Raw genomic sequence first — 26,124 nt, forward strand, 5'->3', positions numbered from 1 at the left:
GTTGTCCTTTCGTCAGGCCGCTCGTGCGGCTCTCGCGTGTTCGATGTCGTGCCGGGCGATACGCCACCGTCCGTTGACGTTCTCGGCCGGCAGGCGGTGTTCCGCGATCGCTAGCCGCACACCCCTCGGCGTGATGCCGAGAAGCGTTGCGGCTTGCGTCGTGCTCACCCAGGGAGATCGTGTCCCGGCTTCCGGAGCAGGGGCGGTCGGGCTTCCGGTCGCGGCAGTCATCCACGCGAGACCAGCGAGGCGCAGAGCGAGGAGGACGTTGTCGATCTCCGCGTCGATCCCTCGATGGTCGACTCGCGCGCGCTGCAGGTCAGTGCGCTGCTCGAGCCACGCGGCGACGCGCCCTGGGACGATCACGACGGGGCCGGCGACACCATGGACGTACGCGGTGGGTGGACGTGGTGCGCTACCCGTCTGCTGGCTTCCGGTCATCTCTGGTCGTCTCGCCGCTCGAGATCCTCCTCGATGCCCAGACGCCGAATGAGGTCGAGCTCTTCGATCTGACGGTCGAGTATCGCCTCCCACTCGGGGTTGAGCTTCACGAGGGGGACGACGATTGCTGCGAGTGCCGTGAGGACATCGATGGGGTCGACGCCGGATTTCACCAACTCTGCGTAGTTCGCCTGGTACGGCTTCTCGTCGTTCGCCGTTGCTGCCTTGATCCATCGGAGCGCCCACCAGTTCAGGGTGTCGAGCTCGTTCACGGACTGGTCGTTGTTCTTGCTCATCATTCGCTTCTTCCTGACTGGGGCTTCTTGAACGCCGACGACGTGTCGGCCTTGGAGTGGACGAGCTGCAGGAACCTGGCGCGCGCAGGGTGCACGGCCAGGACCATGTCGAACGCTTCAAGGATCTCGCCGAGGAGCGCACCCATGAACCGCTCCCGCTCCACCTCCGGGACAGCGGCGAACGCGGACGTCGCGATCTCAGCCCGCGAATGCCGATCAGCCGAGGCCGCGAGCAACTGGTACCCAGTGAGTTGCACGTGCTCGTTGAAGAGATCCGGGACACTCACGACGCCGACCTCCTGTTCTCCCTCGTCATGCCACCGCGGCGATCCTTCGCCTGTTGCCGCAACAACGTGTTCTCCTGAATGAGCCGCGCATTCTCAATCTCGAGATGCTGGACGAGTGCAGTAAGGGGATTCATACGGACTCCTTCTTGTAGTTCACAAACTCGATATCGCATGTTGGGCAAGTGGTATTGCCTGGTACTTCTGCTGCGGGGTGGATAGGGAAGCCGCAGACGGTGCAAGTTGTCCACGGGGCACCCTCGAAATTGAGCGCCACGCGCCACGCGTACACGCACCCCTGACAGACGCCTAGACCATCGGTCTTCTCGCGGTGGGTCGGGCACGTCGGGGCCGGCCGCTCAGTGTCGAGATCCAGCAGCCACCGGTACGGACGCCCCGGCTCCTTGGTCGGCCACCACGTCACGTTGTCGACGGTCACGACGCCTCCTTCGGGAGGTAGAACGTCTGAGCCCCGATCTGCCGAGGAACGCCAGGCAGGACGTCGACCATCTCGCCCGTCCGAGGGTCGAGAACCTGCCGGTACTCGGACTGCTCAGCCGAGGGGCTTCCGGGCTGCCGAGGTGTGGAATCTGCTGCTGATTTCGTTTCAGCAACACTTCCTCGGTCTTTGCCTCTGCCTTCGCCTTTGCCTTTGCCTACGTGCGCCCGCACGTCACTCGTCACGTCACCAGTCACGTCACGCGTGACGCTCTCCTCCTCGGTGAACCCGACGGCCTTCGCGAGTGCCTGCCGCTGCTTCTCGCGGTAACGTCGGGATCTCGTGGCGGCGTTGGCCTTGTAGAGCTTCATCTCTTCCGCGGTGGACTGACCAAGGCCGTTCGTCTCGGCCCAGCCGGGCATCTGGTACCCCATCGCGCCGCTCGAGTCGTTGCCTGGGACGATGAGGCTCGCCGCGACAAGCTCGGCCTCAGCAGCGCGTATGACGCCGCTGTCGTAGCTCGGGTGCATCCGCACTTGGTAGCGACCCGGAATCCATCCATCAGTGCCGTTAGCGTTGGACCACATCAGAGCGTTCGTGAAGACGCGCCACGCAGCATCCGACAGTCCATCCATGTCCATTCGTCCGTGCCAGGCGCAATTCAAACGTGCATCCAATTGGTCCTCCTTTCGTTCAGGGGAGATAAGATGAAAGGGCGCGGGCAGTTCCACGTCGTTGCTGCCCGCGCCCCTCAGATTCAGATGTTCTGTTGTCTCCGGTGCGCTTAGTTGCGCCGCAACAATTGACCGGAGTGCGTGTCTCGCTTAGTCATTCACCTATCCAGTCATCGGGCTTGGGGTGTTCGGCGCGGTGCGCGGCGGCGATCAGCTCGACCGAGAGACGCACGGCCTCATCCGGCGCGAGCGGCACCGTCAGCCCGGGAACGTCGACCCGAACCACCATCTGCTCGAGGAACTCGTCGGGCTCGACCTTGATCGGTCCGCCCGCGAAGCGCGCATCGACGAATGCGGCGGTCATCGTGCGCCGCCGTTCTTCATTGCCTGGGCGTAGAGGGTCGAGAGCGCGAACACTTCGCTGATGGTGAGCATCCGGCAGTCACCGTCCTCGGCCCTGTGGAGCGAGGGGACGCACACGCCGACCGAGTGGGCCGCGTCGGAGAGCGCGACTCCTGCGAGCTTGCGCAGCTTGCGGAGCGAGCGGCCGGGGCCATCCGGGGCGCCGACCACTTCCGCGGGACTCACGACTGAGCCTTGCGGGCGAGGTTGCGGACGCGCTTGCTGAGGCGCTCGAGGTCGTCAGCCAACAACAAGAGACCGGCCCGGTCGAGCGAGTAGTCGATCGACTGCGGAGTGAAGATCGCTGTCTGGTCCTTGGTCGTGTCGTCGACGTCCTCGTAGACCACGCGGTAGGCGGTGACGTCGCAACCGTTGATCACGCCGACCGTCTCGCGCGAGGCCTCGTGCCACCCGGGCTCGAGCAGGTCGGCGTTGTCGTCGAGCTCGTGGCCCCGGCACCAGTCGAAGTCGACGCACGGGACGGGCGACAGCAGTCGCAGATTCGCCATGCCGCGCTTGTAGCCGTCGAGCTCATAGGCGCCGAGGAAGGTCCAGGGCGCGCCGTACTGGTCTGTGAAGGGCGTGCCGGCGGGGGTCGAGAACAACAACCCTTCCGGGAGGTGCGAGCCGTAGCAGATCAAGCCATGCGCGTCTGCGGTGACGTAGACCTCCGCCCCCGCAGCTGCGAGAGCGGGGAGCGCGATCGGGTGCACCAGGCGGTGCCGTTCGGGCTCGATGTCGGTGGTGAATGCTAGAGTCACAGGAATAGCTCCTTCGTTTCGTGTGGTAACGGTTCGGGTGGGGTTCTGGCCTCCGGCGGTGCAAACGCCGGGGGCCTTCTTCTTTGCGGTCACGAGGCCGCGCGCTCGTCCGTCCGGATGTATCGGTTCGCGGCGATGTACTCGGCGATCGCAGACCGCTCGTAGCGAATCGATCGACCGACTCGCACGAACGGAAGACCCGTCCCGGTGTAGCGATCGTTCGCGAGAGCGCCGACGGTCCTGCCGAGAAACGCGGCAGTCTCCTGCGGGTTGTTCAGCGGCTTGAGATCCGCCGTCAGTGAATCCATGAGCTCCTCTATTCGTTCAGCGAACGCGGGCGCGCTCGACTGTGGGTGCTGCGTCGACCGCATCGAAGCGGACCCGGCAGCGCAGTTTGACCATTCCCGCGTCGCATCCCGGCGTCCGTCTTCGCGACGGTCCAGCGGGCGGGGCAAGTCCTCTATTCACCGGTCCGGTTGAGCGGCAGGGTCGCCGTGCGGTTGGTTCGGTGCAACCGCGCGGCTTGCCGACCCCACGGGAGAGAGGGATAACCGGCGGCTATGAAATTTTCTTCACGTTCTGGGCCGAAAGTTGCCACTGTGCGAATCAGGACTGATCCATTGCGCTGCTTCTCGCCCTGAGGAGAAACTAACACATCATTCCCGCTGTGCGCACTAGCGCTACGATCACGCACGCTCGATCCTCCTGGTGAGAATCTGGAAGACTCGACGCATGACAGATCGACCGAAGCGCGCGTACGAGAAGACTGGGCTTGGCCTGCGGGTCGCGAAGTACCGGAAGATGGCAGGCTTCCGGGATGCCCAGGCCCTCGCTGACGCAGTGCCGAGCGAGGCTGTGACGCGGTCGACGATCGTCAACATCGAGCTGGGCCGAAAGAGTGATCCGTCGGTCGGAGAGTTGCTGGCGATCGCGGAGACGCTGAACCGGTCGCCGCTCGAACTGCTCCTAGATCTCGAGGACCCGTTCGCCGTCGCGGAGCTGCCGACGATGGCTAGGACGCTCACGAACCTCGAGGCGGAACGTTGGTTCCGACTTCGGTTCGAGCTCTCGCACCTGCCGGACTCGCACAACCGCGCGCGACGGGTGCTGGATCTTCTGAACGATATCGAGGAGGCCTCAAGCTGGATCTATGCGGCAAACTCAGCGGCGACGCTTCAGCCCCTGTCCGGCGAATCGCGGCAGGCCATCGCTAGCTACCGGCGCATCATCGAAGGCGATGCTCGAGAACTACGAGACAACTATGGGGTTGAGGTCCCTGAGGCGTGGCTTGCGCGCCACCTCGATGGGCAGAGCATGACTACGCAGCTCTAATGGCTCGCGCCTGGGTCAGCGATCGGTGGGTTCGCGATCATCAAGTTCGTGACGAAGCTGGCACGGTCGTCGAGCGACGCGCTCCCACGTCCCGGCAGTTGCAGGCCATCAAACGGCTCCCCGAGGAGTTCCGCACTCCGACCTTTGGCCGTGGGATGCGCTGGCGTGTCGACTGGTACGAGACGCAACCGGACGGACGCCAGAAGCAGCGGTCGAAGTCGTTCGCGGAGAAGGCGTCTGCCGAGGAGTTCGCGACCCGCGTCGACCATCAGACACGGGAGGGCTCCTACAGGCCGGCGGCGCTGGGGGAGCAGCTGTTCGCGACCGTTTCACAGAAGTGGATCGACTCTAAGCGGAAGATCAAGACGAGCAGTCGTCACGCCTACGAACGAGATCTCCGCACCTACGTCCTGCCGCAGTGGGGTGGTCGACGGATCGCGTCGATCAAGCGGCACGAGGTAGAGGACTGGGTCACGGCTCTCGAGCGCGGAGAAGCCCCCGCTGCCTTTCTCGATGAGCGCGACCGCTCGGTACTTGCGGCCGCTTCTGTTCGGCGCCTGCACACCATCTTCTCGGCTGTGTGCGGATTCGCTGTCGATCAAGCCTGGATTCAGGCGAATCCTGCCCGGGGAATCGAGCTCGCGCGCGCCTCGTCGCACGCTGACGAACCCGTGTTTCTCGACTTCGAGGAGGTTGAGGCTCTCGCGGTCGCGGCGGAGGGGGCGACCGGTCGAGCGACTGATCGCGTTTTGGTTCTCACGCTGGCCTACGTGGGGCTCCGGATCAACGAGGCGCTCGCGCTGCGCGTTGGTGACTTCTCCCGCTCGGAGAAACGACTCCGGGTGGATCGCACTTGGACGAAGGGAGCGCAGGGGGAGCGGGTACTAGGGCTGCCGAAGACTTCCGAGCGTCGGGTGGTGCCGGTGCCGGTGTTCCTCTGTGACGAGCTTGCGGCTCTCATCGGTGAGCGGAAGCCAGGTGATTGGCTGTTCGCGACCCCGACTGGCACATCGATCCACGATGCGAACTGGCGCAATCGCGTCTGGGTGAAGGCGATGCTCGGATCAGGTCTGGACGTCCCCGGGCTGACGCCTCACAAGCTGCGGCACACTGCTGCGAGCATGGCGATTGCGGCCGGCGCTGACCCGCTCTTGATCGCCAGCATGCTCGGGCACGAGGACGTTCGCGAGACGTTCGCGACCTACACGCATCTCTGGCCGAATCGTCTCGACGAGGTCACTAAGGCAGTCGAGCAAGCCCGCAGAAAGGCGTTGTCCTTGAGGCAATCATGACCAGATCGTGACTGCAGCAAGTTCAGCGCTCGGTCGGCCCCGCCGAAACGGGGCCTGACCGGCATATTTTGAGCCGACGACGAGACTTGAACTCGTAACCGCCCGATTACAAGTCGGGTGCGCTACCAATTGCGCCACGTCGGCAGGTGCCCGGAGGCACCCGGACACACTATCGCGGGCGCCGCGCCGGAGTGGCGGGGCGCCCGCGGGCGTCAGGGCGCGAGGACGCTGAGGTGCTTCTCGGCCGGCGTCGGCCGCTTGGGCCCGCCGATCTTGCCGTCGGGGCGCCCGACGTACAGCCAGCCCAGGAGCTCCTCGCCCTTCTCGAGACGGTGCGCCTTGCGGACCGCCTTGGCGCGCGTGTACGAGCCGGTGCGCCAGAACACGCCCCAGCCCGCCTCGTCGAGCAGCAGGCTCAGGAGGTGCGCGACGCCCGAGGCGACGGCCTCCTGCTCCCAGTCCGGCACGCTGGACTTCTTCGTGCTCACCACGACGGCGAGCAGGAGCGAGGCGCGGTGCGTCTTCTCGATGTACTTGCGCGGGTCCTTCTTCGACCCGGACGCCGCCGCGAAGGCGCGGCCGATGCGGTCGCGCGCCGCTCCGCGGATCTCGATGACCCGCCAGGGGCGCAGCGAGCTGTGGTCGGCGAGGCGCGACGCCGCCTGGACGTACGTCGCGATCTCGTCGTGCCCCGGCGCCTCCGCCGTCACCTTCGACCGCGAGCGTCTCGCGAGGACGGCGTCGAGCACCGGAGTGGGCACCGTCACTCGCTCTCGGCCTGGAACTCGAGTGCGATCGAGTTCATGCAGTAGCGGTCGCCGGTCGGAGTGCCGAAGCCGTCCGGGAACACGTGGCCGAGGTGCGAGCCGCAGTTGGCGCAGCGCACCTCGGTGCGCACCATGCCGAGGGTGCTGTCCTCGATCAGCTGGACCGCGTCCGGGTTCACGGACTCGTAGAAGCTGGGCCAGCCGCAGCCGGAGTCGAACTTGGTGCCGCTCTGGAAGAGCTCCGCGTGGCAGGCGGCACAGGTGTACAGGCCGGAGCGGTGCTCGTCGAGCAGCTCGCCCGTCCACGGACGCTCGGTGGCGGCTTCGCGCAGGACCGCGTACTGCTCGCGGTCGAGCTCCTCGCGCCACTGGGCGTCGGTCTTGTTCACGGAATACGACGACATGGGTCTCCCTAGGATTCCTCGCCAGTTTACGGGGGAGGGGTGCTCCCCTCCTCTCTCGTAAACTCCCAGCCGTGCAGGCGAATTCCGTGATCTCGAAGGCGTGGAGCGAACTCACGATCGAGGAGGTCCACTCGTTCGCGAGGGTGCGGACCGACGTGTTCCTCCGGGAGCAGAAAGTGGACGACGAGGAGCTCGACGCGCGTGATCTCGAGCCGACCACGCGCCACTGGTGGATCGCGGACGAGCGCGGGGCCGCGGCGTACCTGCGCACCCTCCGCGACGACGAGCCGGAGCACGCCGATGCGCACCGCATCATCGGACGCGTCGTGACGCGCGCGGACCGGCGCGGTCATGGACTCGCCCACGCCCTGGTGCGGGCGGTGATCGAGCGCTACGGGCAGGAGGCGATGCTCCTGCACGCGCAGTCGTACGTCGCGGGGCTCTACGCGCGCTCGGGGTTCGCGGCGTTCGGCGACGAGTGCCGGGAGGCGGGCATCGCCCACGTGAGCATGTACCGGAGCGCCTCCCCGGCGCGGGCGGACGGCGTGCCTACGCTGGAGCGATGAGCGGGACGACGGGAACGACGCGGGGCGCGGGCGCGACCCTCTCGGACCGGGACCGCGAGGTCCTCGCCTTCGAGCGCGAGTGGACCTCGCGCTCGGGCGACAAGGAGGACGCGATCCGGTCCAGGTTCGGCCTCTCGGTCGCCCGCTACTATCAGGTCCTCGGCGCGGTCCTCGCCTCTCCGGCGGCCCTCGCTCACGACCCGATGCTCGTCAACCGCCTCCTGCGCATCCGCGACGGACGCTCCGGTGCCCGCGCGGCACGACGCCTCGGGCGCCCCGAGTAGACCCGCTGCTCGAGCACACCGCAACGGAAGGCCGGCCCCGACCCGATGTCGAACACGCACCCCAAGGACCGCTTCGACGAGATCCCGGCGACGGAGGGGCGCGTCGGAGCGCACCGTCGGCCTCCTGCCCCGCACGCGCGCCTCGTGGCCTTCGCCTGGGCGGCGCTGGCCACGGGCGTCATCGTGCTGCTGGGATTCATCGGCCTCCTCGTGATCGACAACCGCGTCCAGTTCAACGACGTCTTCACCGCCCCCACGGGCATCGCGGACGCGTCGGCGTCGCCCTCCGCGACGCCGACCCTCGATCCGGCGCTGCAGATCGCCGTGCTGAACGGGACGGCGACCGCGGGGCTCGCCGCGAGTGCGGGCGATCAGCTGACGACGGCCGGCTGGACGGTGCCGACGGTCGCGAACGCGAACTCCGAGGATCAGGCCGTGACGACCGTCTACTACAGCGACGCCGCCCTCGAGGGTGCGGCACTGGGCCTCGTCGAGTCGCTCGGCGCCGGTGAGATCGTGCAGGGCGACGAGTTCGTCGAGACCGGCGATCTGGTCGTCGTCCTCGGTGCGGACTACCCGGTCGACTGAGGCCTCCGGAGCCCGGGAGCCGATTCATCCTCGCGTTGGAGGGGGTGTTCTGTTTCCGGCACGTTTAATCCGTGTTGAATCGCGGACAACTCTTTCCCGAACGCCCGTTCCGGCCGTTTCCGGCGTCATTCCGCGGATTAGTATCTCGACTCGGAGGCACTAGCGCATCGCTGGTGTCGAGGGCAGCACAGCACTTTGGGAGTGGAAATGGCGAACGGAACCGTCAAGTGGTTCAACGCTGAGAAGGGCTACGGCTTCATCACGGTCGACGAGGGCGGACAGGACGTGTTCGTCCACTACTCCGCGATCGACATGTCGGGCTACAAGGTCCTCGAGGAGGGCCAGCACGTCGCCTTCGAGGTCGGCAGCGGATCGAAGGGACCCCAGGCGGAATCGGTGCGCGTGGTCTGATCCGCGCGCCTGTCGCAGGAGCCGTCGCCCGCCTCGAGCGGACGGCGGCTCCTGTCGTTCCGCCCGTGTCGCGTCGCTTGCACTCGTCACCCGTGAGTGCCAGAATCGCTCTTGGCACTCGGTTGATCCGAGTGCCAGGAATGAAACTTTCTTGACGTCCGGGAGGGACGAGAAACACACATGGCCAAGATCATTGCTTTTGACGAAGAAGCCCGCCGCGGCCTCGAGCGTGGACTCAACACTCTGGCCGACGCGGTCAAGGTGACCCTCGGCCCGCGCGGCCGCAACGTCGTGCTCGAGAAGAAGTGGGGCGCCCCCACCATCACGAACGACGGCGTCTCGATCGCCAAGGAGATCGAGCTCGACGAGCCGTACGAGAAGATCGGCGCCGAGCTCGTCAAGGAGGTCGCCAAGAAGACCGACGACGTCGCCGGCGACGGAACCACCACCGCGACCGTGCTCGCTCAGGCGCTCGTGCGCGAAGGCCTGCGCAACGTCGCGGCCGGTGCCGACCCGATCACCCTGAAGAAGGGCATCGAGAAGGCCGTCAAGGCCGTCACCGCCGAGCTCATCGCCGGCGCGAAGGCCATCGAGACCAAGGACGAGATCGCGGCGACCGCGTCCATCTCGGCTGCGGACCCCGAGATCGGCGCGATCATCGCCGAGGCGATCGACAAGGTCGGCAAGGAGGGCGTCGTCACCGTCGAGGAGTCGAACACCTTCGGCACCGAGCTCGAGCTGACCGAGGGCATGCGCTTCGACAAGGGCTACCTGTCGCAGTACTTCGTGACGGACCCCGACCGCCAGGAGGCGGTGTTCGAGGACCCCTACATCCTCATCGTCAACTCCAAGGTCTCGAACATCAAGGACCTCCTGCCCGTCGTCGACAAGGTGATCCAGGCCGGCAAGCAGCTCCTGATCATCGCCGAGGACGTCGACGGAGAGGCGCTGGCGACCCTGGTCGTCAACAAGATCCGCGGCATCTTCAAGTCCGTCGCCGTCAAGGCCCCGGGCTTCGGAGACCGTCGCAAGGCGCAGCTCCAGGACATCGCGATCCTCACGGGCGGCCAGGTCATCTCCGAGGAGGTCGGCCTCAAGCTCGAGAACGTCACCCTCGACCTGCTCGGCTCGGCCCGCAAGGTCGTCATCACCAAGGACGAGACCACCATCGTCGAGGGCTCCGGCGACGCCGAGGCCATCGCCGGTCGTGTCGCGCAGATCCGCGCCGAGATCGAGAACACCGACAGCGACTACGACCGCGAGAAGCTCCAGGAGCGCCTCGCGAAGCTCGCCGGCGGTGTCGCGGTCATCAAGGCCGGAGCGGCGACCGAGGTCGAGCTCAAGGAGCGCAAGCACCGCATCGAGGACGCCGTCCGCAACGCGAAGGCCGCCGTCGAGGAGGGCATCGTCGCCGGTGGTGGCGTCGCCCTCATCCAGGCCGGCAAGCTCGCCTTCGACAAGCTCGAGCTCACCGGAGACGAGGCGACCGGCGCGAACATCGTCAAGGTCGCCATCGAGGCCCCGCTCAAGCAGATCGCGCTGAACGCCGGTCTCGAGCCCGGTGTCGTCGCCGCCAAGGTCCGCGAGCTGCCCACCGGACACGGCCTCAACGCCGCGACCGGCGAGTACGTCGACCTGATCGCCGCCGGCATCATCGACCCGGTCAAGGTCACCCGCTCCGCTCTGCAGAACGCGGCGTCCATCGCCGGCCTCTTCCTCACCACCGAGGTCGTCGTCGCCGACAAGCCCGAGAAGAACCCGGTCCCGGCCGGCGACCCCACGGGCGGCATGGACTTCTAGTCCGACCAGCACCACGCGCTGAAGGCGGTTCCCCTCCGGGGAGCCGCCTTCTCCGCGTTCCGGCCCGGTGCCGAACGCAGGTGCCCACCGGCCGGAGGGGCGCTCCGCTCACGCAGAACGGTGCGACCCTCCGGCGCCGCGCTCACGAGCCGAAGAGCCGCGCGTTCGCCTGCTCGGTGTCCTCGTACTGCTGCGCGGCGGTGCCGAGGGCGAGGGTGATGGTCGAGAGCCCCTCGTCGACCTGGGCCTGCGTCGCCCGCCAGACGCCGACCACCCCCTGGAACGCGCTCGACGCCCGGCCCTGCCACGAGGCCTCCAGGCCGGTCAGCTGGGCGAGCAGTCCCGAGACCTCCGTCTGGATGCGGTCCATGTAGCCGTGTGCGGTGCCGGTCATGGTGGTCAGCGCGTCGATGTCGGTCTGGTAGCGGGTCATGGGGGAGTCCTCTCGTTCCGGTCGGCGCCGGTCGGCGCGTGCGAGAACGGTAGGTCCGAGGGCGGGGACCGCGGAGGCGGTCAGACCGAGGCTGGGGAGGATTCGCCGTTCGGGCCGACGGTGAGGAGAGGCAGGGCGACGCGGAACGTCGCGCCGCCGCCCGGCGTCTCGACGACGTCGACGCGGCCCTTGTGGGCGCTGACGATGGAGGACACGATCGCGAGGCCCAGCCCGCTGCCTCCGGTCTCACGGGTGCGCGACGTGTCGGCGCGCCAGAAGCGCTGGAAGATCTTCTCGCGGATCTGCGGCGGGATGCCCTCGCCGTGGTCGATGACCTCGAGGAACACCACGCGGCGGGAGCGGTCGACGGCGACGCCGATCTCGATCGGAGTGTCGTCGGGCGTGTACCGCACCGCGTTGCCGATGAGGTTGGTGAGCACCTGGCGGATCTTGTTCTCCTCCGCCATCACGAGCGCGGGGACGCCCGCCTCCTCCGGGGCGGTCTCGGCGGTGCCCGCTGCGATCTCCTCCGCCTTGACGACACGGCGGGGGCGGCGTCGCAGACGAGCGAGCCGTGCGCTCGCGGCCGCGATCGGACCGGTGAGGCCCGCTGCAGCGGTCTGCATCGGCTGGGTCGCCCCGTCGGCGGGCTCGTCCTCGTCGAGGGCGGGGGTCTCGATCGGAGTGTCGTCCCGGGTCTCGACGCCGAAGTCGCGATCGGGCCACGAGGCCATGGCGTCCATGGCGGCGTCGCGGGCGAGCGGCATGAGGTCGACGGGCGCCAGGGCGAGCGGCTTGGTCTCGTCCAGACGGGCGAGCTCGAGGAGGTCCTCCACGAGTCCGCCCATGCGGATCGCCTCCTTCTCGATGCGCTCCATGGCCTGGCCGACGGCCTCGGGCGTCTGCAGTGCGCCCATCCGGTACAGCTCGGCGTAGCCGCGGACCGAGACGAGGGGAGTGCGCAGCTCATGGCTCGCGTCGCCGACGAAGCGCCGCATCTGGTCGATGGTGCGCGCCCGATCGCGGAACGCGGTGTCGATGCGCCCGAGCATCGCGTTGAGGGAGCGGTTCAGGCGCCCGACCTCGGTGTTCGGGGTGGTGCCGTCCAGGCGCTGGCTGAAGTCGCCGTCGGCGATCGCCGCGGCGGTGCGCTCGACCTCGCGCAGCGGGGCGAAGGTGGTGGTCACGAGCAGGCGCGTGAGCAGCGCCCCGATGACGACGATCGCGACTCCGAAGCCGAGGAAGATCGTCAGGTACAGCGTCATGATGTAGTCGACGTTCCGCGTGGACGTCGCCAGGAGCAGCGTCTCGATCTGGTTGCCCTGCGAGTACGTCGTCGCGACGAAGTGGTACTCGATCTTGCCGTTCTCGCTCAGGACGTGCTGGACCTTGTCCGTCATCTTGAGCGCCTGCTCGATGGTGAACGTCTCGGGGAAGACGGGGTCGGTCGGACCGGCGGCCGTCGTGTCCCCGCGGTTGCCGAGCGCGTCGTAGACGGCGCCGACGTAGTCCGCGTCGTCGTCGTCGAGTCCCGCCTCGCCGATCGCGCTCAGCGAGTCGGCGACGGCCTGCGCCTTGAGAGTCAGATTGCGGTCGAGCTGCGAGATGAGCTGCGGCTTGAGCATCGTCATGGTGCCGATGCCCGAGACCAGGAGTCCGAGGGTCAGCAGCAGCACGGTCACCGCGGTGATCTTCGTGCGCAGCGAAATGGAGTTCCACCGCTCGGCCAGGGTCTGGTGCATGGCGGTGGGACTCCCTCGATGGCGGAACGGCGGCTGCCCCTCGAAGGGACGGCCGCCGGGCTGCGGAGCCTCGGGCTCCGCGACGTGGATCGGACGGGAGGCTAGGCCTTCGCGACCTTCAGCATGTATCCGAATCCTCGCTTGGTCTGGATGAGCGATTCCTCGGAATGCGTGTCGAGCTTACGTCGGAGGTACGAGATGTAGGACTCGACGATGCCCGCATCGCCGTTGAAGTCGTACTCCCAGACATGGTCCAGGATCTGCGCCTTGCTGAGCACCCGGTTGGGGTTGAGCATCAGGTAGCGCAGGAGCTTGAACTCGGTCGGGCTGAGCTCGACGGGCTCGTCGCCGACGAGGACCTCGTGGGTGTCCTGGTCCATGGTGAGCTCGCCGGCGCGGATGACGGCGTCCTCCTCCGCGTGCATCGTGCGGCGGAGGATCGCCTTGATGCGAGCGACGATCTCGTCGAGGCTGAACGGCTTGGTGACGTAGTCGTCGCCGCCGACGGTGAGGCCGGTGATCTTGTCCTCGGTGTCGTCCTTCGCCGTGAGGAAGAGGATGGGTGAGGTGTAGCCGGCGGAGCGCAGTCGCTTCGTGACGCCGAACCCGTTCATGTCCGGGAGCATGACGTCGAGGATGATCAGATCGGGCTCCTCCTCGAGGACGGCCGAGATGGCCTGAGCGCCGTTCCCCACCGCGCGCACGGCGAAGCCGGCGAAGCGGAGGCTCGTGGTGAGCAGGTCTCTGATGTTGGGCTCGTCGTCGACGATGAGAATTCGGGGTCCGTCCATGAACACATCTTCTGCGCGTTGGCTGAACGGAGTCTGGGAGCGAAGTGGTGGATCGCTCGGCGTCGTCCTCGCGCCCGCGCGCTCAGGAGGCGCGGCGGCGCCGCACTCCGACGACGAGCATCGCGATCATCATGAGGAACGCGATCGGCAGGCCCACGAGGGGGATCGCGAAGACGAACTGCCACAGCGGGCCCTCGTACTCGCGCAGCCCTGTAGCGGGCGCGATCAGGATGGCGAGGAACGCCAGCACGGTCACGACGATGATCGCGATGAACATGTAGGCGAGGGTGCGCTCGGCGCGTCCGATGCCCGCGGGCGGCTGTGGCTTCACGCGTCAAGGATAGGCCGAGCCGGGGAGCCTCTAAACTGGTGGCTGCTTCGATTCCAGGAGGGGTTCTGCATGCCTACCGGCAAGGTCAAGTTCTACGACGAGGAGAAGGGCTTCGGCTTCATCAGCACTGATGACGGCCAGGAGGTCTTCCTGCACGCGTCCGCGCTGCCCTCGGGGACCGCGGTGAAGCCCGGCACGCGACTCGAGTTCGGCATCGCCGACGGCAAGCGCGGAGCGCAGGCCCTGTCGGCCCGCATCCTCGAAGCCCCCGTCAGCATGGTCAAGATGAACCGCAAGTCGGCGGACGACATGTCGGTGATCGTCGAGGACACCGTCAAGCTGCTCGACGGGATCGGCACGGGCCTCAAGCGCGGTCGCTACCCCGACAAGGCGCACGGACGCAAGATCGCGGCCCTGCTGCGCAAGGTCGCGGACGAGCTGGATGCCTGACGCCGACGAGACGACCGGCGACCTCGCGCCGCAGGAGGGGCAGGAGTCCCTCCTCCTTCCTGTGGGCTCCGATTCGGACCCGGCAGGGGTGCCCGCGTCGGAAGATGGTGAAGGCGAGGGTCTCGAGGGCTCCGTCGACACTGCCGCTCCGGCTGCGGAGCGGACCGAGGTGCCGGTGGACGACGCCGGCTCGGAGAACGGTCCCGCGGAGGCGCCCCAGGAGGTCGTGGCACTGGAGTCGGATGAGGTGTCTCAGCAGACCGAGGCACCGGAGTCGGAGGAGACCGAGCTGACCGCGACGGCCGGCGAGGAGGACGCCTCCGAGGAGCCGGAGCCGGACGCCTCGGCGGACGAGGCCGCGGACGACCTCGCCCCCGAGCCCGTGTACGAGCTCGATCCGGTGCTCGCGGCGTCGGAGGACCGGGCCCGCGAGGCGCTCGCCGACATCACTCCCGCGGACACGATCGGGCCGCTGGTGGCGACGCTCGCTCAGGGCGAGCACGTCGTCTCGCTCCAGTTCGCCAACCTCATGCGCGGTTATCCCGGATGGCTTTGGACCGCGACGCTCTCGCGCATCGACGAGACCGAGGACGTCAACGTGCTCGAGGTCGAGCTGCTGCCCGGTGAGGGCGCCGTCCTGGCTCCCGACTGGGTGCCGTGGACCGACCGCCTCGCCGATTACCGCGCTGCGCAGGACACCGCCGGCGAGGAGCTCGAGGACGCGGAGGACGAGGACGCGGACGACGAGGACTCGGACGAGGAGGACGCCGATTCCGAGGACGAGTTCGACGACCAGGTCGTGCTCGACGACGACGAGGACGACTCGGACGATGATGACGATGACGACTCCGAAGACGACGACTCGGACGATGATGACGACGACGACTCCGAAGGCGACGAGTCCGAGGACGAGGACTCCGAAGACGACGATGACGACGACCGGGACGACGACGACCGCTGAGTCGGCGTCTCGGCCGCGCGCCGCGGGGAGGGGCCGGCGTGATCAACTCCGACACGCTCGTCTCCTACCCCGACGGAGCCACCGCCTCCGAGGGGGCGATCCTGCACCTGGAGGTGCGCGAGGACGGCCGCTGGGTCGTCGTCCTCGACGAGACGGCCGCGCATCCGGTCGATCCCACCTGGCCGGACCAGGGTGCCGATGTCGGCGCCCTCGTGGCGGAGGGCCTGCGCTACCGGCTCCTCGACTGCCGGATCGCGGCGTGGGACGGCAGTGCGCTGCACCTCGGCGACCGCCTTCCCGTGCGCCTCGGGACCGAGGGCTGGAGCTTCGTCGTCGCGCACCTCGTCGCCGACGCGTCGGCGCTCGCCGAGGGTCAGCGGGTCCGCGTCGAGATCGACCCCGCCGAGCGGCGCTCGCTGTCGCGGGGTCACACCGCGTGCCACCTGGCGTCTCTCGCGCTCAACGCCGCCCTCGCCGGCTTCTGGAGCAAGCCGGTCCGCACCGACTCGCTCGGCAGCCCCGACTTCGATCAGGCGGCGATCACGACGTCCCTCATCCGGCCGGCCGGATCGACGGACGTCTACCGGCTGGGCAAGTCGCTGCGGCGCAGCGGCTTCGACACCGCCCGACTCCAGGAGGCGCTGCCCGAGCTGACGGAGCGGGTCGACGAGCTGCTCGCCGAGTGGATCGGCAGCGACGCGGACGTGCGGATCGAGAGGGACGACGCGAGCCTGAGCGCACGGCGCACCTGGCGGTGCGATCTGCCCGCCGGTGAGGCGTCGATCCCGTGCGGCGGGACGCACGTGGCCCGGCTGTCGGAACTCGGGAGCGTCACCGTGGAGCTCGCGATCGATCCGATCGAGGCGACGCTCACGATGGAGACGGACGCCGCCTGACCCGTCAGCGGCGGTTGCGGCTGTAGAAGAGGCCGATCGTGCCGAGCACGAAGCCGATGACGACGGTCGACAGCACCAGGGGAGGGACGTCTCCTCCGATCGCGGACGCCACGAGCACGCCGATCAGCGCCGCCAGCCAGATCAGGCAGCCGACGAGCAGCGCCCGGGCGACGTCGCTCGGGTAGGGCGGAGGACTCGGTCGGCGCTCCTCCTCGCGGAGCCACAGCCTCATCCTCCGCACCCGCTCAGTCGGCCAGGCGCTCGATGACGTGGTCGATGCAGTTCAGCAGCGACCGGACGTCGTCCGGCTCGATGGCGGTGAAGGTCGCGATGCGGAGCTGGTTGCGCCCGAGCTTGCGGTAGGGCTCCGTGTCGACGATGCCGTTCGCCCGGAGGATCTTCGCGATGAGCGCCGCGTCGATCGAGGCGTCGAAGTCGATGGTGGCGACGACCTGCGAGCGGTGCTCGGGGACCTCGACGAACGGGGTCGCGACCGACGAGGCCGCGGCCCAGTCGTAGATGGCGGAGGAGGACTCGGCGGTGCGCGCCGAGGCCCAGGCGAGGCCGCCGTTGCCGTTCATCCAGTCGAGCTGCGACTCCATCAGCAGGAGGGTCGCGAGGGCCGGCGTGTTCAGCGTCTGGTTCAGGCGCGAGTTGTCGACCGCGTTCTTCAGGCTCAGGAACTCGGGGATGTAGCGGCCGCTCGCGGCGATGCGCTCGACGCGCTCGATGGCGGCGGGAGAGAAGAGGCCGAACCAGAGGCCCCCGTCGCTCGCGAAGTTCTTCTGCGGGGCGAAGTAGTACACGTCGGCCTGCGAGGCGTCGAAGTCGATGCCTCCGGCGGCGCTCGTCGCGTCGATGACGGTCAGCGCGCCCTCGTCGCCGTGGACCCGCGTCACGGGCGCCATGACTCCGGTCGAGGTCTCGTTGTGGGGCCAGGCGTAGACGTCGACGCCCTCCAGCACCTCGACCTCGCTGCGCGAGCCGGCGGGCGCCGAGATCACGTGCGCGGGCTCGAGGAACGGCGCGGAGGCGGCCTTCGCGAACTTCTGGCCGAACTCGCCGAAGGTGAGGTTCTCGGCGCGGCGCTCGATGAGCGAGAAGGCGGCCGAGTCCCAGAAGGCGGTCGAGCCGCCGTTGCCGAGGAGGACCTCGTAGCCCTCGGGCACGCGGAACAGCGTCGAGAGGTGCTCGCGCACCCGGCCCACGAGGTTCTTGACCGGGGCCTGCCGGTGGGACGTGCCGAGGAGGTGCGCGCCCTCGGTCGCGAGATGCGCGAGCTGGTCGTGCCGCACCTTGGACGGGCCGCAGCCGAATCGTCCGTCGTGGGGGAGGAGCTCGCGAGGAATGGTGACGTCCGGCATGCGTTAATACTAGGGTTCCCGGCTCGCCCCCTCCTTCGAGTGACGAAGGCCTGGTGCCGTACGCCTCGCGGATGTTGCGACACGGTGCCCAGTAAGGTTGAGCGCGCCGAGACGGGAAGGCTGAGATGACGGATCTGATCGACACGACCGAGATGTACCTGCGGACCATTCTGGAGCTGGAGGAGGAGAACATCATCCCCCTCCGTGCTCGCATCTCGGAGCGTCTGAGCCACTCGGGACCGACCGTCTCGCAGACCGTCGGGCGCATGGAGCGCGACGGCCTCGTCGTCGTCTCGGGCGACCGCCACCTCGAGCTCACCACCGACGGCCGCCGCAAGGCGATCCACGTCATGCGCAAGCACCGCCTCGCCGAGCGCCTCCTCCACGACGTCATCAAGCTCGACTGGGAGTTCGTGCACGAGGAGGCCTGCCGCTGGGAGCACGTCATGAGCGAGCAGGTCGAGCGCCGTCTCCTCGAGATGCTCGACCACCCGACGGAGTCGCCCTACGGCAACCCGATCCCCGGGCTCGACGAGCTGGGCGACAGCCCTGCCTCGCGCTTCGCGGACGGCGTGATCAGCCTGCCGCGCTTCGTCGCGGGCTCCGCCGAGCCCAAGCGCGGAGTCGTCCGACGCCTCGGCGAGCCGGCGCAGGTCGACCCGGAGCTGCTGCTGCAGCTCAAGCAGGCGGGCGTGATGCCGGGCGCCGAGGGCGAGTTCTCGGCGCTGAACGGCTACGTCCTGGTGCGCATCGACGGCGCGGAGGCGGGCATCGAACTCCCCACCGAGGTCGCGGCGCACATCTTCCTCGTCGTCTGACCGGTTCCGGATCGCGGGGTTCCTGACCGGACGCTGGACGGACTCCTAGCGCATCCCGGGTCCCGCTGTCGGCTGTCCCCAGGATCCGGTGCCGTCGAATGGTGACAAATCGGTAACGGTCGCTTACGCTCTGGGGAGCCCTGCATCCGAACCTCGGTTCCAGGGCGCGGAATCCGACGTCCCCCTGCCCGTCTCGGACCACCGTGAACATCGATGCTTCGTGCATGAGACGGGACAGCTGCCTGGGCTGACGGGACGCGGAGGTCCAATCCCTTGGCCGAGAACGACACCCCCGGAACCCCCGACCGGTACCGCTCCACCCACCCGAACAGCCCCCGCAGCACCGCCACCTTCGAGAACCAGCCGCCCGTCGTGCGCGCTCGGATCCACTCCGAGGCGCCGGTCGCCCGTCGTGCCGTCCCGACGGCTCCGGCGCGGCAGCGCGACGTGACCGACTTCGTGCCGTCGCCGGCCGGCACCCCGCGCAAGCACCGGGGCCGGAAGCTCGGCAAGGTCGCGATCGTCGGCTTCGCCGGCGCGCTGGTCGCCACCATGGCCCTGCCCGCCTACGCCTTCTCGCCGGGCACCGAGACCGACAGCCCCTTCGCCGCCTCGCAGGCCGACCTCCTCCGACAGGGCGACGCGCAGACCGTCGCGGTCGCCGGCAGCGTCGTGCAGAACGCGATCGCACGCGACGCGTTCTCGGCCGAGGCCGCTCCTCCGCCCCCGCCGCCCCCCGAGCCGGAGCCCGTGGTCGAGCCCGTCGTGGAGACGGACGACGTCGAGGAGGCCCGCGCCGAGACGGCGGAGGAGTTCAACTCCTACGACGGCGCCTCCGCCGCGGAGCTCGCCGCGTCGGCTCCGACCACCGGGTACAGCCTGTCGGCCGTGTTCAACACCGCGATGCAGTACCAGGGCGTGCCCTACGTCTTCGGCGGCGCGGACCCGAGCGGCTTCGACTGCTCCGGTCTGGTCATGTACGTGTTCGCGCAGTACGGCATCTCGATGCCGCACTCGGCCGCAGGCCAGGCCGCGATGGGCACCCGCATCCCGGAGTCCGAGGCGCAGCCCGGCGACCTGGTGATCATGCCCGGCCACGACGGCTTCTACGCAGGGAACGGCAACATCCTGCACGCGCCCTACGCCGGTGCGAGCGTCCGGGTGCAGCCGATCTGGACGTCGGACTACTACATCGTGCGCATCGCCGGCTGACCGCCGGTCGCACTCGGACGAGCCCGCTCCCCTCCCCGGGGGCGGGCTCGTCCGCGTTCCGGGCGTCATCGATGTGAAATGCGGATGACGAATTCCGGCGAACCTCTGGTGTTTCGCGGGGGAAGGAATACTCTGAACCCCACTCCGCTCGAACGGCGGAGCGGTTCGTCGAGGGACGGAGTGCCGGGATGGCCGAGCGGAACGGGCACCACGCTGTGGGGCTGCGTTCGCGCGTGCGGCGGACCGACTCGATCCGGGCGGGGATCCTCTCCGCGTCGGTGCACTCCTCCGACACGCGGATACGTCACCACGACTCGACGCGGCGATCTGCCGCGGGCCCGAAGGGCGCCGTCATCACGACGGCGCCCTTCTTCGCGTTCTGGGCGATGCCGCGCGGCGACGACCGAGGCACGGTCGGAGGTCACTGATGCGCACCCTGGTTCTCAACGCCGGCTACGAGCCTCTCGCGGTCGTCTCGTTCAAGCGGGCACTGGTCCTGCTGATGACCGAGAAGGCCACCGTCATCGAGGCCGACGAGGACAATCCGGTGCACGGAGCGACCGGCGACTACGTGCGGCCCTCCGTGATCCTGCTCACGCGCTACGTGCGGATCCCGAGCTCGCGGACGGTGCCCGTGTCGCGCCGTGGCGTGCTGCGCCGGGACAACCACCGCTGCGGCTACTGCGGGACGCACGCGAACACGATCGACCACATCCAGCCGAAGTCGCGCGGCGGGCGCGACACGTGGGAGAACCTCGTCGCCTGCTGCCACCGCTGCAACAACACCAAGAGCGACCGCACGCCGGCCGAGATGGGCTGGCACCTGCGGACGGTGCCCCGTGTGCCGCGGGCCGGATCCTGGCTCGTGCGCGGCGCGGAGCGCATGGAACCCGAGTGGAACGGCTACCTGGCTCCGGCAGCCTGACGGGGCGAGGGCACTCCGCTCGCGGCGTTGTCGTCGGGCGCGATACCGCCGGTATCGCTTCCTCCTCCGCCTTGCGATCGAAGCACCCTCGCCCCGTCAGAAGAAGGAGGGGACGGCCTCCTATTCGTTGTCGCCTCCCGTCGCGGTGCTGGCGTTGCCGGAGCGCTCGCCGGACCAGGTCCAGTTCGCGACCTCGGGGAGGTCCTCGCCGAACTCGCGGGTGTAGGCGCGGGCGCGGAGGCGGGCGTCCTGCATCTCCTGGCGGAGGCCGGCGCCGCGGGAGCCGAGGCCGGGGGTGCGGTCGATGACGTCGATAACGAGTGAGTAGCGGTCGAGGTCGTTCAGCATCACCATGTCGAACGGAGTCGTGGTGGTGCCGTTCTCCTTGTAGCCGCGCACGTGCAGGTTCTGGTGGCCGGTCCGCTTGTAGGTCAGGCGGTGAATCAGCCACGGGTAGCCGTGGTACGCGAAGACGACGGGGCGGTCGGGAGTGAAGACCGCGTCGAACTCGCGGTCCGAGAGGCCGTGCGGGTGCTCGGACTCGGACATCAGGCGCATGAGGTCGACGACGTTGACGGTGCGGATCGCGAGGTCCGGCAGCTTCTCGCGCAGGATGCTCACAGCGGCGAGGGTCTCGAGGGTCGGGACGTCGCCCGCGCAGGCGAGCACGACATCCGGGGACTCGCCCTGCCGCTCGCTGCTGGCCCACTCGAGGATGCCCAGGCCGCGCGAGCAGTGCGCGACGGCCTCGTCCATCGTGAGCCACGCGGGGGCGGGCTGCTTGCCCGCGACGACGACGTTGACGTAGTCGACGCTGCGGAGGCAGTGGTCGTAGACCGAGAGCAGCGTGTTGGCGTCGAAGGGAAGGTAGACGCGCACCACCTCCGGCTTCTTGTTGACGACGTGGTCGATGAAGCCCGGGTCCTGGTGGCTGAAGCCGTTGTGGTCCTGGCGCCAGACGTGGCTCGAGAGCAGGTAGTTCAGGCTCGCGATGGGGCGGCGCCACTCGATCTCGCGCGTGCCGTTCAGCCACTTCGCGTGCTGGTTGAACATCGAGTCGATGATGTGGATGAAGGCCTCGTAGCAGGTGAAGAGCCCGTGCCGACCGGTGAGCAGGTACCCCTCCAGCCAGCCCTGGCACTGGTGCTCCGAGAGCACCTCCATGACCCGGCCCGCGCGGGCGAGGTGGTCGTCGAGCGGGCTGAGCTCGCCCTCCCACTGCTTGTCGGTGGCGGCGTAGACGCTCTGCAGGCGGTTGCTCGCGACCTCGTCGGGTCCGAAGATCCGGAAGTTGGTCGGATTCTCGCGGATGACGTCGGCGAGCCACTCGCCGAGCACCTTCGTCGCCTCGGCGACCGTGCCGCCGGGGGACTCGACGACGACCTCGTAGCGGCGGAAGTCGGGCAGGTGGAGCGACTGGCGCAGGAGGCCGCCGTTCGCGTGCGGCGTGGCGCTCATCCGCAGCTCGCCCTCGGGAGCGAGCGAGCGCACGCGCTCGGCGATGCCGCCGCTCTCGGTGAAGAGCTCCTCGGGGCGGTAGGAGCGGAGCCAGTCCTCGAGGAGGCGGGTGTGCTCCTCGGTGTCCCGCGCGTTGGCGAGCGGCACCTGGTGGGCGCGATACGTGCCCTCGACCTGGACTCCGTCGATCTCGGCGGGGCACGTCCAGCCCTTCGGGGTCTTCAGGACGATCATCGGCCAGGCCGGCCGCGTCAGGTCTCCGGCCGCGGCGCGCTCCTTGATGGCGGCGATGCGGTCGAGGACCGTGTCGAGGACCTCGGCGAAGCGCTCGTGCACGCGCATCGGGTCCTCGCCGTCGAAGCCGCCCTCGACGAGGAAGGGCTCGTGCCCGTAGCCGCGGAGCAGGCTCTCGAGCTCCTCGTACGGGATGCGGGCGAGGATCGTGGGGTTCGCGATCTTGTAGCCGTTGAGGTGCAGGATCGGCAGGACCACCTCCGTCGGTCGCGGGGTTCACGAACTTGTTGGAGTGCCAGCTGGTGGCGAGCGGGCCGGTCTCGGCCTCGCCGTCGCCGACGACCGCGGCGACGAGCAGATCGGGGTTGTCGAAGGCGGCTCCGTAAGCGTGGCTCAGCGCGTAGCCGAGCTCGCCGCCCTCGTGGATGCTGCCCGGGGTCTCGGGAGCGGCGTGGCTGGGGATGCCGCCGGGGAAGCTGAACTGGCGGAAGAGGCGGCGCAGGCCGTCCTCGGTCTCGTCGATGTGCGAGTAGATCTCGCTGTAGGTGCCGTCGAGGTAGGCGTTGGCGACCATGCCCGGGCCGCCGTGGCCGGGTCCGGTGATGTAGAGGGTCGACTGGCGGCGCTCGCGGATCGCGCGGTTGAGGTGCGCGTAGATGAGGTTCAGGCCGGGAGTCGTGCCCCAGTGGCCGAGCAGGCGCGGCTTGATGTGGTCGCGGGTGAGCGGCTCCGTCAGCAGGGGATTCGCGAGCAGGTAGATCTGGCCGACCGCCAAGTAGTTGGCGGCGCGCCACCAGGCGTCGACGGTCTCGAGGGTCTCCTGCGTCAGCGGGGCGTCCGCGTCGCGGGCGGCCCAGGTGTGCTCGGAGGCGGAGGGGAGCGCGGTGATCATGGATGCGGCCATGACGCCACGCTCGCATCCGACCGCCCGGCGCGGTAGGGCCTTGCGGCGCTCGCGCTCGGGGCGGTCGGATGCGGGGTGCTGCTCCGGTGAGCTCAGCCGCGGGGAGTGGCGCGGCGGAGGATCAGCCAGCCGCTGAGAGCGGCGATCGCGGTGGGGACGAGCAGCAGCGCGAACCCGCCGGTCGGGCCGACCGCTTCGAGGGTGAGCCAGACGGAGTCCCACGTGCCCGTGAGGCTGATCAGCGCGACGACGGCGACGGCCACCGCGGCCAGCCCGATCCAGAAGACCGTCATGCCGACCGCCCGCCAGCGGACGTAGACGGAGGCGGTCGCGGCTCCGACGAAGAAGAAGAACAGGAACAGCACGAAGACGCCGAAGGCCCGCTCGACCCAGGAGATGCCGCCGAAGCCGACGACCCGGAACAGGATGCCACCCATGCCCCAGCCGTTCGTCGCCGACTCGATCGCGGCCATGACGGTGTAGAGCACCGTCCAGAGGGCGGAGAGGAGGAGGAAGGTGAGAGCGCTGCCCCAGTAGAAGTCGCGCCGCGTGGAGCCGTAGCCCAGCGCCAGACCGAAGGTGATGTTCACCGCCTGGATCGCGACGACGAGCATGTAGATGAAGATGAACGCGCCGGGTCCGGAGACCTGGACGCCGGACTCGCCGCCGGCGCTGTCGGCGCCGATCGTGCGCAGGACGACCCAGAAGATCGCGAGGCTGCCGAGGAAGATCGCGGCGAGGATCCCGAGCGGCGTGTAGAGCAGCGTCGCGGGGTTGGCGAAGTGCAGGCGGACGATACGGAGCAGTCGGTCCCAGGTGCCGAGGCTCCGTGCGGGGGCGGTGGTGGTCATGAGGCGTCCTTCCCGGAGGGGGTGGTGCTCGTGAGCTGCACGACGAGCTGCTGGAGGGAGACGGGCTCGAGCTCGAGCCCTGCGGCTGCGGCCTGGGCCCGGTCCGCGTGGTCGAGGCGGGGGAGGGTCGCGGAGGCGAGTCCGCCGACGCCGCTGCGCGAGAGCACCTCGCGACCGGATGTGAACGCGTCGACCGCGCTGCGCGTGCCGACCACGGTGGCGGCCGAGCCGCGCAGCTCCTCCGCATCGCTGTCGACGACGAGCCGACCCTCGTCGAGGACGAGGACGTGCTCGAGGAGGCTGCTGACCTCGTCGATCAGGTGCGTCGAGAGCACGACGGTGCGGGGGTGCTCGGCGAAGTCGGCGAGCAGGCGGTCGTAGAAGAGCTGGCGGGCGACGGCGTCCAGACCCAGGTACGGCTCGTCGAAGAAGGTGAGCGGGGCGCGCGAGGCGAGGCCGACGATCACCCCGACGGCCGAGAGCTGCCCTCGCGAGAGCTTCTTGACCCGGCGGTTCAGCGGCAGTCGGAAGTCGCTCGCGAGCTCGTGCGCGAAGGCGTCGTCCCAGCCCTCGAAGAACCACTGGGCGCTGCGCAGGACGTGCTTCACCTGGAAGTCCTCGGGGTACTTCTGGCTCTCCTTGATGAAGCAGGTGCGGGAGAGGACGGCGGCGTTCTCGACGGGCGCCGCCCCGAAGACGCGGATGTCGCCCGTGCTCGCGAACTCCTGACCGGTGAGGAGGGACATGAGCGTCGTCTTGCCGGCGCCGTTGCGGCCGAGGAGGCCGTGGATCCGGTTCTCGTCGAGCGCGAAGCCCATGTCGCGGATCGCGTGAGTGCTGCCGTAGTGCTTGCTGAGGCCGGAGACCTCGATGACCGCGCTCATCGCGATCCCCTTCGCTGATCATGGTGGCGAGCTCCTCGCGGGTGAGGCCGAGCTTGGCGGCCTCGGCGAGCAGCGGAGCGACGAACTGGTCGCGGAACTGCGTGCGGCGCTTCTCGACCAGCCGGTCGCGGGCGCCCTCGGCGACGAACATGCCGATCCCCCTCTTCTTGTAGAGGACCCCGTCGTCGACGAGCAGGTTCACGCCCTTCCCGGCGGTGGCCGGGTTGATGCGGTGGAACGCGGCGAACTCGTTGGTGGAGGGGACCTGGGTCTCTTCGGGGAGCGCCCCCGCGATGATGTCGTTCTCGATCTGCTCGGCGATCTGCAGGAAGATCGGCCGTGAGTCGTCCATGGGTGCCCCTTCCTGCTGATCGCTGGTCGTTGGTTGCGTGGTTAGTTGGCGCAGTAACTAACCAAGCAGGTCGCGGCTCCGCTGTCAACCGCGGCTTCGGGGGAAGGGTGGGCGGCGGGTACACTGGCTCGGCCAGCCTCTGTAGCTCAATGGAAGAGCGACTCCGTCCTAAGGAGCAGGTTGGGGGTTCGAGTCCCTCCAGGGGCACCGAAGTGTCGTCACGACAACCCTTGCCGGAGAAGAACGCCGGGTCGGCGCCGATCCCGGTCTCCAGGAAGCTGGTGAGGTTCCGAGCACCACTCTTCCGAGTGGTGCTTTTTTCGTGTGCTGCGAGCTGGACGGCGGTCGAGGCGATCGCGGCCAACGGCTCGTTCGACTCGCCGTGATCGTCTCGTCCGCGTGAACGAGAACACGCGCGAGGAAGACTTGATTGCAGGGCCTCTTCACGTGGTCGGGCGCCCAGCCTGAAGTGCTGGCGCATTCCGCGGTCACATCGAGGGCGAGCCGGATCGCATCATCGACATCGGCAACGTCCTGCGTCGGGCTCGCTTCGTCCCGCTCGTCGATCGCCCGTTCGCCACGGATGCGGTCCTGCTCCTTCTTGAACAGGTCGAGTCGGATCGCGTCTGCGAAGTGAGCCTTGTTCCCCGCCGCACCCTCGCGTTGGAGGCGAGCATCGACGGCGCCGGTTCACGTCCAGGAACGGTGCCGACTCACTCGGTCGTCGAGGAGAGACCGGCGCCCTTGCACGATGCCGGCACGGGGACCGCGTCGTCG

The 26,124-nt window shown here is 68.6% G+C and carries 33 protein-coding genes, 2 tRNA genes and 2 pseudogenes; 15 read left to right on the plus strand and 22 right to left on the minus strand.

Annotated features, from left to right (window positions below; all coding sequences use genetic code 11):
* Positions 1–12 precede the first annotated feature (12 nt).
* From AC0CID_RS19020 to AC0CID_RS19060, 9 genes are all read right to left on the minus strand, one after another.
* Positions 13–441: a helix-turn-helix domain-containing protein gene (locus AC0CID_RS19020; RefSeq protein WP_465227998.1), complete on the minus strand. Its 429-nt coding sequence runs from the start codon at positions 439–441 to the stop codon at positions 13–15.
* Positions 438–737 carry a hypothetical protein gene (locus AC0CID_RS19025; RefSeq protein WP_465227999.1) on the minus strand — a complete coding sequence of 100 codons (300 nt, stop codon included), beginning with the start codon at positions 735–737 and terminating at the stop codon, positions 438–440. The genes AC0CID_RS19020 and AC0CID_RS19025 overlap by 4 nt, the downstream gene beginning before the upstream one ends.
* Positions 737–1,024, minus strand: coding sequence for a hypothetical protein (locus AC0CID_RS19030; protein ID WP_465228000.1), 288 nt, complete (start codon positions 1,022–1,024; stop codon positions 737–739). The genes AC0CID_RS19025 and AC0CID_RS19030 overlap by 1 nt, the downstream gene beginning before the upstream one ends.
* Before the next feature lie 130 nt (positions 1,025–1,154).
* Complete coding sequence (locus AC0CID_RS19035) at positions 1,155–1,460, minus strand: hypothetical protein (RefSeq protein ID WP_465228001.1); 306 nt, start codon at positions 1,458–1,460, stop codon at positions 1,155–1,157.
* Entirely contained in the window at positions 1,457–1,990 is a 534-nt protein-coding gene (locus AC0CID_RS19040) for a hypothetical protein (RefSeq protein WP_465228002.1), read from the minus strand. The genes AC0CID_RS19035 and AC0CID_RS19040 overlap by 4 nt, the downstream gene beginning before the upstream one ends.
* 298 nt (positions 1,991–2,288) lie before the next feature.
* Positions 2,289–2,498: a hypothetical protein gene (locus AC0CID_RS19045; RefSeq protein ID WP_465228003.1), complete on the minus strand. Its 210-nt coding sequence runs from the start codon at positions 2,496–2,498 to the stop codon at positions 2,289–2,291.
* Entirely contained in the window at positions 2,495–2,722 is a 228-nt protein-coding gene (locus tag AC0CID_RS19050) for a hypothetical protein (RefSeq protein ID WP_465228004.1), read from the minus strand. Before AC0CID_RS19050 ends, AC0CID_RS19045 begins: the two co-directional genes overlap by 4 nt.
* Entirely contained in the window at positions 2,719–3,297 is a 579-nt protein-coding gene (locus AC0CID_RS19055; RefSeq protein ID WP_465228005.1) for a DUF6907 domain-containing protein, read from the minus strand. Before AC0CID_RS19055 ends, AC0CID_RS19050 begins: the two co-directional genes overlap by 4 nt.
* 89 nt (positions 3,298–3,386) lie before the next feature.
* A complete protein-coding gene (locus AC0CID_RS19060) occupies positions 3,387–3,605 on the minus strand; it encodes a helix-turn-helix domain-containing protein (protein WP_465228006.1) in 219 nt (72 codons plus the stop codon).
* A 424-nt stretch (positions 3,606–4,029) separates the two neighbouring features.
* Here AC0CID_RS19060 and AC0CID_RS19065 point away from each other — a divergent pair, with 424 nt between their 5' ends.
* Together AC0CID_RS19065 and AC0CID_RS19070 are read left to right on the plus strand one after the other, a co-directional pair.
* Positions 4,030–4,629, plus strand: a complete 600-nt coding sequence (locus AC0CID_RS19065; RefSeq protein WP_465228007.1) for a helix-turn-helix transcriptional regulator — start codon at positions 4,030–4,032, stop codon at positions 4,627–4,629.
* The gene (locus AC0CID_RS19070; protein ID WP_465228008.1) at positions 4,629–5,921 is read left to right on the plus strand and encodes a tyrosine-type recombinase/integrase; all 1,293 of its coding nucleotides are present in this window, start codon (positions 4,629–4,631) and stop codon (positions 5,919–5,921) included. Before AC0CID_RS19065 ends, AC0CID_RS19070 begins: the two co-directional genes overlap by 1 nt.
* A gap of 71 nt (positions 5,922–5,992) precedes the next feature.
* Here the strand turns inward: AC0CID_RS19070 and AC0CID_RS19075 are convergent.
* From AC0CID_RS19075 to msrB, 3 genes are all read right to left on the minus strand, one after another.
* Positions 5,993–6,065, minus strand: a tRNA-Thr gene (locus tag AC0CID_RS19075).
* Between the two features lie 68 nt (positions 6,066–6,133).
* The gene (locus AC0CID_RS19080; RefSeq protein WP_307786174.1) at positions 6,134–6,682 is read right to left on the minus strand and encodes a nitroreductase family protein; all 549 of its coding nucleotides are present in this window, start codon (positions 6,680–6,682) and stop codon (positions 6,134–6,136) included.
* 2 nt (positions 6,683–6,684) lie between these two features.
* Entirely contained in the window at positions 6,685–7,092 is a 408-nt protein-coding gene (msrB, locus tag AC0CID_RS19085; protein WP_207405905.1) for a peptide-methionine (R)-S-oxide reductase MsrB, read from the minus strand.
* A 71-nt stretch (positions 7,093–7,163) separates the two neighbouring features.
* On the opposite strand from msrB, the gene AC0CID_RS19090 reads away from it, so the two are divergent.
* From AC0CID_RS19090 to groL, 5 genes are all read left to right on the plus strand, one after another.
* Positions 7,164–7,658: a GNAT family N-acetyltransferase gene (locus tag AC0CID_RS19090; protein WP_465228009.1), complete on the plus strand. Its 495-nt coding sequence runs from the start codon at positions 7,164–7,166 to the stop codon at positions 7,656–7,658.
* Complete coding sequence (locus AC0CID_RS19095; RefSeq protein WP_207405908.1) at positions 7,655–7,942, plus strand: DUF3263 domain-containing protein; 288 nt, start codon at positions 7,655–7,657, stop codon at positions 7,940–7,942. Before AC0CID_RS19090 ends, AC0CID_RS19095 begins: the two co-directional genes overlap by 4 nt.
* A gap of 45 nt (positions 7,943–7,987) precedes the next feature.
* Positions 7,988–8,530 carry a LytR C-terminal domain-containing protein gene (locus AC0CID_RS19100; RefSeq protein WP_207405911.1) on the plus strand — a complete coding sequence of 181 codons (543 nt, stop codon included), beginning with the start codon at positions 7,988–7,990 and terminating at the stop codon, positions 8,528–8,530.
* A 207-nt stretch (positions 8,531–8,737) separates the two neighbouring features.
* The gene (locus tag AC0CID_RS19105) at positions 8,738–8,941 is read left to right on the plus strand and encodes a cold-shock protein (RefSeq protein WP_207405912.1); all 204 of its coding nucleotides are present in this window, start codon (positions 8,738–8,740) and stop codon (positions 8,939–8,941) included.
* Positions 8,942–9,121: 180 nt separating this feature from the next.
* Positions 9,122–10,741, plus strand: a complete 1,620-nt coding sequence (groL, locus tag AC0CID_RS19110; RefSeq protein ID WP_207405914.1) for a chaperonin GroEL — start codon at positions 9,122–9,124, stop codon at positions 10,739–10,741.
* A 142-nt stretch (positions 10,742–10,883) separates the two neighbouring features.
* Here groL and AC0CID_RS19115 read toward each other — a convergent pair whose 3' ends face one another.
* From AC0CID_RS19115 to AC0CID_RS19130, 4 genes are all read right to left on the minus strand, one after another.
* On the minus strand, positions 10,884–11,174 hold the full coding sequence (locus tag AC0CID_RS19115) for a WXG100 family type VII secretion target (RefSeq protein WP_207405916.1): 291 nt from the start codon (positions 11,172–11,174) through the stop codon (positions 10,884–10,886).
* A gap of 80 nt (positions 11,175–11,254) precedes the next feature.
* Positions 11,255–12,916, minus strand: a complete 1,662-nt coding sequence (locus AC0CID_RS19120) for a sensor histidine kinase (protein WP_465228010.1) — start codon at positions 12,914–12,916, stop codon at positions 11,255–11,257.
* A gap of 101 nt (positions 12,917–13,017) precedes the next feature.
* A complete protein-coding gene (locus AC0CID_RS19125) occupies positions 13,018–13,707 on the minus strand; it encodes a response regulator transcription factor (protein ID WP_055787731.1) in 690 nt (229 codons plus the stop codon).
* A gap of 82 nt (positions 13,708–13,789) precedes the next feature.
* Complete coding sequence (locus tag AC0CID_RS19130; RefSeq protein ID WP_251946620.1) at positions 13,790–14,038, minus strand: hypothetical protein; 249 nt, start codon at positions 14,036–14,038, stop codon at positions 13,790–13,792.
* 69 nt (positions 14,039–14,107) lie between these two features.
* Between AC0CID_RS19130 and AC0CID_RS19135 the strand changes: the two genes are divergently transcribed.
* From AC0CID_RS19135 to AC0CID_RS19145, 3 genes are read left to right on the plus strand one after another with little or no spacing between them, the layout of a single operon-like run.
* Positions 14,108–14,488: a cold-shock protein gene (locus AC0CID_RS19135; RefSeq protein WP_207405920.1), complete on the plus strand. Its 381-nt coding sequence runs from the start codon at positions 14,108–14,110 to the stop codon at positions 14,486–14,488.
* Positions 14,481–15,449, plus strand: coding sequence for a DUF3027 domain-containing protein (locus AC0CID_RS19140; protein WP_465228011.1), 969 nt, complete (start codon positions 14,481–14,483; stop codon positions 15,447–15,449). Before AC0CID_RS19135 ends, AC0CID_RS19140 begins: the two co-directional genes overlap by 8 nt.
* Before the next feature lie 38 nt (positions 15,450–15,487).
* Positions 15,488–16,345, plus strand: a complete 858-nt coding sequence (locus AC0CID_RS19145) for an alanyl-tRNA editing protein (RefSeq protein ID WP_465228012.1) — start codon at positions 15,488–15,490, stop codon at positions 16,343–16,345.
* 4 nt (positions 16,346–16,349) lie between these two features.
* Here the strand turns inward: AC0CID_RS19145 and AC0CID_RS19150 are convergent, their stop codons facing one another.
* Together AC0CID_RS19150 and serC are read right to left on the minus strand one after the other, a co-directional pair.
* The gene (locus AC0CID_RS19150; RefSeq protein ID WP_465228013.1) at positions 16,350–16,577 is read right to left on the minus strand and encodes a hypothetical protein; all 228 of its coding nucleotides are present in this window, start codon (positions 16,575–16,577) and stop codon (positions 16,350–16,352) included.
* 13 nt (positions 16,578–16,590) lie between these two features.
* Entirely contained in the window at positions 16,591–17,709 is a 1,119-nt protein-coding gene (serC, locus tag AC0CID_RS19155) for a phosphoserine transaminase (protein ID WP_207405928.1), read from the minus strand.
* Between the two features lie 125 nt (positions 17,710–17,834).
* Here serC and AC0CID_RS19160 point away from each other — a divergent pair, with 125 nt between their 5' ends.
* The 4 genes from AC0CID_RS19160 to AC0CID_RS19175 all read left to right on the plus strand — a co-directional run bounded on the left by AC0CID_RS19160 (position 17,835) and on the right by AC0CID_RS19175 (position 20,664).
* Positions 17,835–18,527 (plus strand): metal-dependent transcriptional regulator, encoded by a 693-nt coding sequence (locus tag AC0CID_RS19160; protein ID WP_465228014.1) that lies wholly within the window; start codon positions 17,835–17,837, stop codon positions 18,525–18,527.
* Positions 18,528–18,800: 273 nt separating this feature from the next.
* Entirely contained in the window at positions 18,801–19,739 is a 939-nt protein-coding gene (locus AC0CID_RS19165) for a C40 family peptidase (RefSeq protein ID WP_242683254.1), read from the plus strand.
* A 188-nt stretch (positions 19,740–19,927) separates the two neighbouring features.
* Positions 19,928–20,167: a hypothetical protein gene (locus AC0CID_RS19170; RefSeq protein ID WP_465228015.1), complete on the plus strand. Its 240-nt coding sequence runs from the start codon at positions 19,928–19,930 to the stop codon at positions 20,165–20,167.
* Positions 20,167–20,664: an HNH endonuclease gene (locus tag AC0CID_RS19175; protein ID WP_465228016.1), complete on the plus strand. Its 498-nt coding sequence runs from the start codon at positions 20,167–20,169 to the stop codon at positions 20,662–20,664. The genes AC0CID_RS19170 and AC0CID_RS19175 overlap by 1 nt, the downstream gene beginning before the upstream one ends.
* Positions 20,665–20,784: 120 nt before the next feature.
* On the opposite strand, the pseudogene AC0CID_RS19180 reads toward AC0CID_RS19175, so the two are convergent.
* The 4 genes and pseudogenes from AC0CID_RS19180 to AC0CID_RS19195 form a co-directional block, all read right to left on the minus strand.
* A pseudogene (locus AC0CID_RS19180) lies at positions 20,785–23,248 on the minus strand (phosphoketolase family protein).
* A 104-nt stretch (positions 23,249–23,352) separates the two neighbouring features.
* Complete coding sequence (locus AC0CID_RS19185) at positions 23,353–24,111, minus strand: ABC transporter permease (RefSeq protein WP_465228155.1); 759 nt, start codon at positions 24,109–24,111, stop codon at positions 23,353–23,355.
* Positions 24,108–24,995 (minus strand): ABC transporter ATP-binding protein, encoded by an 888-nt coding sequence (locus AC0CID_RS19190; protein ID WP_465228017.1) that lies wholly within the window; start codon positions 24,993–24,995, stop codon positions 24,108–24,110. Before AC0CID_RS19190 ends, AC0CID_RS19185 begins: the two co-directional genes overlap by 4 nt.
* A gap of 4 nt (positions 24,996–24,999) precedes the next feature.
* Positions 25,000–25,347: pseudogene (locus AC0CID_RS19195) on the minus strand (GntR family transcriptional regulator); the annotation flags it as partial.
* Between the two features lie 135 nt (positions 25,348–25,482).
* On the opposite strand from AC0CID_RS19195, the gene AC0CID_RS19200 reads away from it, so the two are divergent.
* A tRNA-Arg gene (locus AC0CID_RS19200) sits at positions 25,483–25,554 on the plus strand.
* Positions 25,555–26,124 lie beyond the last annotated feature (570 nt).

The organism is Rathayibacter sp. AC451 (assembly GCF_979253095.1).